This window comes from Stenotrophomonas geniculata ATCC 19374 = JCM 13324, from assembly GCF_001431625.1.
Classification (GTDB): domain Bacteria; phylum Pseudomonadota; class Gammaproteobacteria; order Xanthomonadales; family Xanthomonadaceae; genus Stenotrophomonas; species Stenotrophomonas geniculata.
Window position 1 is genome coordinate 44,096 of sequence record NZ_LLXT01000133.1, and the last position, 6,000, is coordinate 50,095.

Annotated in this window: 8 protein-coding genes; 5 read left to right on the forward strand and 3 right to left on the reverse strand. The window is 65.2% G+C overall.

The genetic code is table 11. The annotated features are described in order from the left end of the window. The first annotated feature begins 28 nt into the window (after positions 1 to 28). Positions 29 to 1,099, forward strand: coding sequence for an XVIPCD domain-containing protein (locus tag ARC63_RS17255; RefSeq protein ID WP_057503910.1), 1,071 nt, complete (start codon positions 29 to 31; stop codon positions 1,097 to 1,099). A 62-nt stretch (positions 1,100 to 1,161) separates the two neighbouring features. Here ARC63_RS17255 and ARC63_RS17260 read toward each other — a convergent pair whose 3' ends face one another. Next, entirely contained in the window at positions 1,162 to 1,578 is a 417-nt protein-coding gene (locus ARC63_RS17260; protein ID WP_049454430.1) for an XVIPCD domain-containing protein, read from the reverse strand. Between the two features lie 75 nt (positions 1,579 to 1,653). Next, positions 1,654 to 2,133 (reverse strand): DUF4440 domain-containing protein, encoded by a 480-nt coding sequence (locus ARC63_RS17265; protein ID WP_057503911.1) that lies wholly within the window; start codon positions 2,131 to 2,133, stop codon positions 1,654 to 1,656. A 221-nt stretch (positions 2,134 to 2,354) separates the two neighbouring features. On the opposite strand from ARC63_RS17265, the gene ARC63_RS17270 reads away from it, so the two are divergent. After that, positions 2,355 to 3,167, forward strand: a complete 813-nt coding sequence (locus ARC63_RS17270) for an alpha/beta fold hydrolase (protein ID WP_057503912.1) — start codon at positions 2,355 to 2,357, stop codon at positions 3,165 to 3,167. 9 nt (positions 3,168 to 3,176) lie between these two features. Then, a complete protein-coding gene (locus ARC63_RS23530) occupies positions 3,177 to 3,350 on the forward strand; it encodes a hypothetical protein (RefSeq protein WP_005412082.1) in 174 nt (57 codons plus the stop codon). Positions 3,351 to 3,441: 91 nt separating this feature from the next. Here ARC63_RS23530 and ARC63_RS17275 read toward each other — a convergent pair whose 3' ends face one another. After that, complete coding sequence (locus ARC63_RS17275) at positions 3,442 to 4,122, reverse strand: hypothetical protein (RefSeq protein ID WP_057503913.1); 681 nt, start codon at positions 4,120 to 4,122, stop codon at positions 3,442 to 3,444. A 133-nt stretch (positions 4,123 to 4,255) separates the two neighbouring features. Between ARC63_RS17275 and ARC63_RS17280 the strand changes: the two genes are divergently transcribed. Continuing rightward, a complete protein-coding gene (locus tag ARC63_RS17280) occupies positions 4,256 to 4,915 on the forward strand; it encodes a hypothetical protein (protein ID WP_057503914.1) in 660 nt (219 codons plus the stop codon). A gap of 70 nt (positions 4,916 to 4,985) precedes the next feature. Further along, positions 4,986 to 5,954 carry a polysaccharide deacetylase family protein gene (locus tag ARC63_RS17285; protein WP_057503915.1) on the forward strand — a complete coding sequence of 323 codons (969 nt, stop codon included), beginning with the start codon at positions 4,986 to 4,988 and terminating at the stop codon, positions 5,952 to 5,954. The last annotated feature ends 46 nt before the right edge of the window (positions 5,955 to 6,000 follow it).

A 6,000-nucleotide genomic window follows, 5' to 3' on the forward strand; every position in this document is an offset into this window, starting at 1 on the left:
CCATTGGAAGGAACGAAGGAATCACCTTATGGACAAGCCGCGCTATACCGTAGAGATCGTTATTGCTGCACCTGGCACACCGCTGATCGACCCCAGGACGCACAAGCAGGCCGTCGACGCTGAGGGTGTTCCGCAGACGTCCGCCCCAGGGCATATGTTCTACGTCCTGCATGCACCCGGCGTGCCTGCGAAGAGCTATGGATTTGCTCCCAAGGAGCACGGAAGCATGAATGGTCCTGGCGCCATCATGGAGGATGACGCAACGGTCTATAGAGACCCGCGCTACACCCGTACCCTCGAGATCAGCGAAGAGCAGTACAGGAAGCTCCAGCAGTTCGGCTCGGACCCGGAGAAATTTGGTTTCAGCAAGCACTATCAGGATGTTCGCCACAACTGCGTGGACTTCACTTGGGAAGCGCTGAATCACGCGGGCATCCAGCGGAAAAGCAGCATCGACGTGAACGCGTTGGGTGGTCCCGCCGGCCAGCTTCTTCCGGATGTTCGCATTCCTCTTGACATCAAGGGGGCAGGCAAGGATGCATTCCGACCGCTGCGCAACATCCACGGTGTGGATAGCATTGATCCGCCGTTTCCGGACAGCGAGCTCAACCAGAGGAAAACCAATCCCCTGCCGGAGCGCAGTCTCAAGCAACACATGCTGAGTGATGCCGAGGGCATGGGCGAACGAAGCGGTGATCTTCCGGCCCGGCACAGCAACGACCCGCTGCTCTCGCAGATCCACCAGGGCGTGGCCCGGCTCGATGCAGAGCGGGGCCGTGCCTTCGATGCCACCAGCGAGAACATCAGTGCCAGCCTGTACGCGCTGGCCAAGGCCAATGGCCTGACCCAGGTCGACCATGTGCTGTTGAGCGATCGCACCGCGCAGGCCGATGTGGCGCAGAGCATCTTCATCGTCCAGGGGGAGCGCAACGACCCGGCACAGTTGCGGGCCAGCATGCCAACGGCGGTGGCCGCGCAGACACCGGCAGAAATCTCCTTCGAGCGCGCTGAGCAGCTGTCGCAGTCTGGGCAGACGCGTACGCAGGATGAGCTGCAGCAGCGCCAGGTGCAGGAGCAGTCCGGGCCGCGCATGGCCTAGGGCGGCAAGCGTAAGGCGAGCCGACGTTCTCGCGGTGGGCCGCCGGTAACGCTGGAGGCGGCTCAGCCCAGGCGGTGTGCTGGGTTCTGCTGTTGTTCCTGCTCACGGGCCTGCTGTTCGGGCAGCTGCCCCATGGCCGGTTGCTGCGGGGCAATGCCGAGCTTCTGCATCGACTGCTCCACCGGCATCTGCGCGGCCACTGCGGTCGGCATCATCGCCCGCAGGTGCGCCGGATTGGCCGGGTCGCCCTGTACCACGAAGATGTTGTGTCCCGCCGGCTGGTTGGCCGTGGCGTTGCTGACCAGCACGTGGTCGACCTGCTGCAGACCCTGCTCGCGGGCCAGCACGGTCAGGCTGGCGGTCAGCCGCTCGCTGGTCTGGTCGAACGGACGGCCATGCTGGGCATCCAGGGCAGCCACGCCCTGACGGATCTGCTGGTTGAGGCCGTACTCGGGATGGTTGGGGGTGATCTCTGCCATGGGGCGATCTGCAGCGGTAGTCGTGACGGACCTGGGCAGTATAGAACCGGTCCGTGAACCACCGCATCGCGGCGATCAGTCCGCCGGCTGATGGTCGTAGCTGATCACCCGCTCGGCCAGCCAGCGCCCGTCCACGCGGCGCCAGACCTGGATGAAACGGGCCTGGCCGGTCCAGTGCTCGATGCCGTTTGCATCGCGCTCGTGGAAGCGGTGGTCGCCGATCTCCAGAGCGCGATCGTCGTGCAGCGGAAACACCTGCAGCGAGCTTTCCATCAGCTCGCGGCGCAGATGGGTGCGGTTGGCGCGGGTGCTGTCGCACAGGGCGGCCACGCTGCGGCGGAAGTCGTCACGCTTGCTGGCGGACTTGCCCGCCTTGTCATGGAAGAACTCCATGTCTTCAGTGGTCATGGCTGCGGCCTTGTCGGCATCGCAGTCGTCGAACGCGGCGGCGAACAGCTGCGCGTCGGCCTGGCGGATCTGCTCGCGCAGGTCATCGGAGGGCGCGGGTGCGGCGGCGAGGCCGGCGGCCAGCAGGGGCAGGGTGAGCAGCAGCATGGCGAGGCTCCAGGGCGGGATTCATGCAGGCTCGCACGGCGCTCCGAGGGCCGCAGCCGCGCTGCGACGAAACGGAATTTCCAGGGCGTGAATGCCCGCATCTATGGATTGGCCGGGTGGCGTGCCCTGTGCAGGCGGTGTCATGGCGACCGGCGATTCCATCACGGTCGCGATAGGGGCTGGCCCATAGCCTGAAATCCTCCCCTTCCACAGGAGCTCCCATGCCTGCTTCCCGCGTCCGCCTGCACGTTGAAGACACCGGTGGCGATGGCCGCCCGGTCATTCTGATTCACGGTTGGCCGCTGTCCGCCGATGCCTGGAAGACGCAGGTGTCGATCCTGCGCGACGCGCAGCACCGGGTGATCAGCTACGACCGGCGTGGCTTCGGCCGTTCTGACAAGCCGGCAGAAGGTTACGACTACGACACGCTGGCGGCGGATCTGGCCGGGGTGATCGAGGAACGTGACCTGCGCGACGTCACCCTGGTCGGCTTCTCGATGGGCGGTGGCGAGGTAGCGCGTTACGTGGCCAACCATGGCCAGGAACGCCTGCACAGTGTGGTGTTTGCAGCAGCGGTACCGCCGTTCCTGCTACGCAGCGACGACAACCCGGACGGCCCGCTGACCCAGGACAAGGCTGACGAAATGCGCAGTGGTCTGGAGAAAGATCGCGAGGCGTTCTTCGATGGCTTCACCCGCGATTTCTTCAGCGCCAATGGCCAGTTGATGGTGACCGAAGAGACGCGTCAGGCGGCCATCGCGCTGTGCCATCAATCCGACCAGACGGCGGCGCTCGGCTGCATGAAGGCGTTTGCCACCACGGACTTCCGCGATGACCTGAAGAAGATCACGGTGCCAACCCTGATCCTGCACGGTGACAGTGACGCCATCGTGCCGTTTGAAGGTTCTGGGCAGCGCACGCACCGGGCCATTCCGGGCAGCGAAGTGGTGATCCTGGAAGGCGCACCACATGGGTGCAATACCAGCCATGCGGACCACTTCAATCTGGCGCTGCTGAACTTCCTGAAGCGGTAAGCTGCGGCCATGCGCCAGACCAAGACACCCCCGTGGAAGAAGCCCAACCCCAAGGGCCAGACCTCGCAGCCGCTGTCGCCTGCGCAGAAAGAGGCGGCGCGACAGCGGGCGGAAGAGAATGGGCGACGTTACCCGAATCTGGTGGACAACATGTGGGCCGCGAAGCTGCCGCGCGGATCGTGATCTGTAGAGTTGAGTCATGCTCGACTCCGCTCTGCATCCATCCACGCATGGCGTGGATCTACTGCAAAAGCAGCCGAGCGTGGGCTCGGCTCTACAGGTTGGCCAGCGGCTTCCAGCCGGGTTCCAGCCAGGGCGCGATCTTGTTCTGGCGGACGGTGATGGCCTCAACTGGTACCCCAGCCAGGCGTGCAAGCTCTGCACGCAGCACATTGGTATCCACCGGCAGTGCCGCAGCCACCTGCAGCCGATCACCCTGATGCCTCACCTGTACCGGAAGCGTGGCGTGCGCGTCGTGCTCGCCGCCGGTGCGCCCGATCGGGTAGCGCATCGCTACCGGCCGCGACAGCTGCGCCAGTGCGGGCTGCCACGCCTGCAGCACGAGAGGCTGCCCGGCAGCGGGAACCTGTACTTCTGCAATCGTGGCCGGGTAGCCAGTGAGGCTCTCGACCATCACCTGGAAGCGCGCGCCATCCGGCATGACCAGCACGGTGGCGATCAATGCGGAGAACGAGACGAACACGGCCGCGAGGTTCCAGCTGCGCGGCGCGGTGGCCGGGCGCGTTGCGGTGCGCAGGCCCGTTCTGCGCCGCAGTTTGCGTGCGTAGATGCGCCGGTCCTTCCGGCGCGGGCTGGTGCTGTGCTCGGGCAGGTTCAAGGGAACCCGTGGAAGGCGCGCTACGCGGGCCTTGATCAGGCGCGACAGCAGCATCCACGCGATCACGAATGCCAGCAGCGGAAGCAGCGTTCTCACCCACAGATACAGCGTGACCATCCGCAACACCTCTACATACGACCATCCATGCTCATCCACATCCTACCGGGACCACGCGACGGTTGTCGTATCCGCCAGCCGACAAGCACAGGGCGCTTGGTTAGGATGGTCCTTTGTTGTCACGGATGAACCGATGGTCTCTGCTGCTACCCGCTTCTCTCGTATCTGTGGTCCTGGCCCGATCCTGCTGGCACTGCAGGTGGTGGCGCTGCTGGCGGTAGCCCTTGCAGCCGGCTTCTTCCACTACCGCGTGGGACTGCTGCTGGAGCCGGTGGATGATGCATGCGGCGGGCCCGACCCGGTCGCGCGCATGCAGGTGGCCGAACAGCTGCTGGCGCGGTCCACTGCGCTTGCACCATGGCAACCGTTGCAGTGGATTCCGATGGCAGGCGTGGCACTGGCGCTGCTGGGCGCGATGTCGATCAGTGTCTACCGCCTGGGCCGCTTGTCGGAACGCCTGCGACGCGCCAACTGGGGCTTGATGGCGCTGCACGCCGCGATCCTGGCGCTGGCCGTCAGGGCATTGCATCTGTACGACATGGCGTGGATCAGCGTAGCCAAACTGTCCCCAGCGGCGTGCCTGGTGGAACTGGGCGAGCAGGGCCGGCTGCCGCTGGCACAGGCGCAACAGGTGGTATTCGGCATCCTCACCCGCGAGCACGCGCCGCTGCTGCGCAATCCCGATGACCTTGCCCTGGTGCTGGTCGCGTTGATGCTGATGGCGATGGCTGCGGGATTCATGCTGTGGCGGGCGATCGTGCGCGAGCGTCAGGTGCAGTCGCGCAGCCCATAGCGGGTGCGTGGCCGACCATGCATCCACAATCGCGCTAAAGTCAGCACTTCGCTCCTGCAAGGATGTGCTGATGCGTTGGTTGCTGCGTGCTGTGCCATTGCTGCTGTGTTCGTTGGCGGTGCACGCCGCCGAAGTGGATCGCCGGATTGCGGTGACCATCGACGACCTGCCCTGGGCGCGGGTGGACCAGATCGTTCCGCCGGACCTGCAGTCGCGGCATGAAGCGCTGATGGCGCAGCTGCATCAGGCAGACGTGCCGGTGGTCGGCTTCGTCAACGGGAACAAGCTTGAGATCGACGGGCAGGTGCAGCCGGCGCGGGTGCAGATGCTGCGCGACTGGCTGGACGCCGGTTATGTGCTCGGCAACCACACCTACTCGCACATGGATCTGAACGCCAAGGGCGTACCTGCGTTCCAGCAGGATTTCCTGCGTGGCGAGACGGTGCTGCGGCCGTTGCTGGTCGAGCGTGGGCTGAAGCCGCAGTGGATGCGTCACCCCTATCTGCGTGCCGGGCGCACGCCGGAAGAACGCGCGGAGATGGACGCGTTCTTCAGGCAGCATGGCTACCGCGTGGCACCGGTGACGGTCGACAACGGCGAGTGGGTGTGGGCGTTCGCCTACGCCAACGTGATGAACGAGCAGCCGGATTCACCGGCGCGCGAGGCGACGCTGGCACAGCTGCGCAAGGGCTACGTGCCGTACATGCTGAACAAGCTGGACTACTACGAGAAGCAGTCGCAGGCACTGCTGGGCTACGCGCTGCCACAGGTCTGGCTGATGCACGCCAACGAACTCAATGCAGCCACGTTTGCCGAACTGGTGGCGGCGACGAAGCGCCGCGGCTATCGCTTCATCTCACTGGATGAAGCGATGCGTGACCCGGCCTATGCACGTGGTGCCGAAGGCTACAGCGGCCGTTACGGCCCGAGCTGGTTGCACCGCTGGGCGATGGCGGAGAAGAAACCGAAGGAGTTCTACGCCGGTGAACCCGAGGTGCCGGCGTGGGTGATGAAGCTGGCCAAGGTGGATTCGGAGTGAGGCTCAGCGCTTGACGGCCAGCACACCGTCAAGCGCTGAGCCTCAC

Excerpts from the sequence above, each read along its gene's own strand:
- ARC63_RS17265 (WP_057503911.1), bottom strand. The coding sequence starts at position 2,133 with ATGCTGCTGCTCACCCTGCCCCTGCTGGCCGCCGGCCTCGCCGCCGCA.
- ARC63_RS23530 (WP_005412082.1), top strand. The coding sequence starts at position 3,177 with ATGCGCCAGACCAAGACACCCCCGTGGAAGAAGCCCAACCCCAAGGGC.
- ARC63_RS17255 (WP_057503910.1), top strand. The coding sequence starts at position 29 with ATGGACAAGCCGCGCTATACCGTAGAGATCGTTATTGCTGCACCTGGC.
- ARC63_RS17285 (WP_057503915.1), top strand. The coding sequence starts at position 4,986 with ATGCGTTGGTTGCTGCGTGCTGTGCCATTGCTGCTGTGTTCGTTGGCG.
- ARC63_RS17270 (WP_057503912.1), top strand. The coding sequence starts at position 2,355 with ATGCCTGCTTCCCGCGTCCGCCTGCACGTTGAAGACACCGGTGGCGAT.
- ARC63_RS17260 (WP_049454430.1), bottom strand. The coding sequence starts at position 1,578 with ATGGCAGAGATCACCCCCAACCATCCCGAGTACGGCCTCAACCAGCAG.
- ARC63_RS17275 (WP_057503913.1), bottom strand. The coding sequence starts at position 4,122 with ATGGTCACGCTGTATCTGTGGGTGAGAACGCTGCTTCCGCTGCTGGCA.
- ARC63_RS17280 (WP_057503914.1), top strand. The coding sequence starts at position 4,256 with ATGGTCTCTGCTGCTACCCGCTTCTCTCGTATCTGTGGTCCTGGCCCG.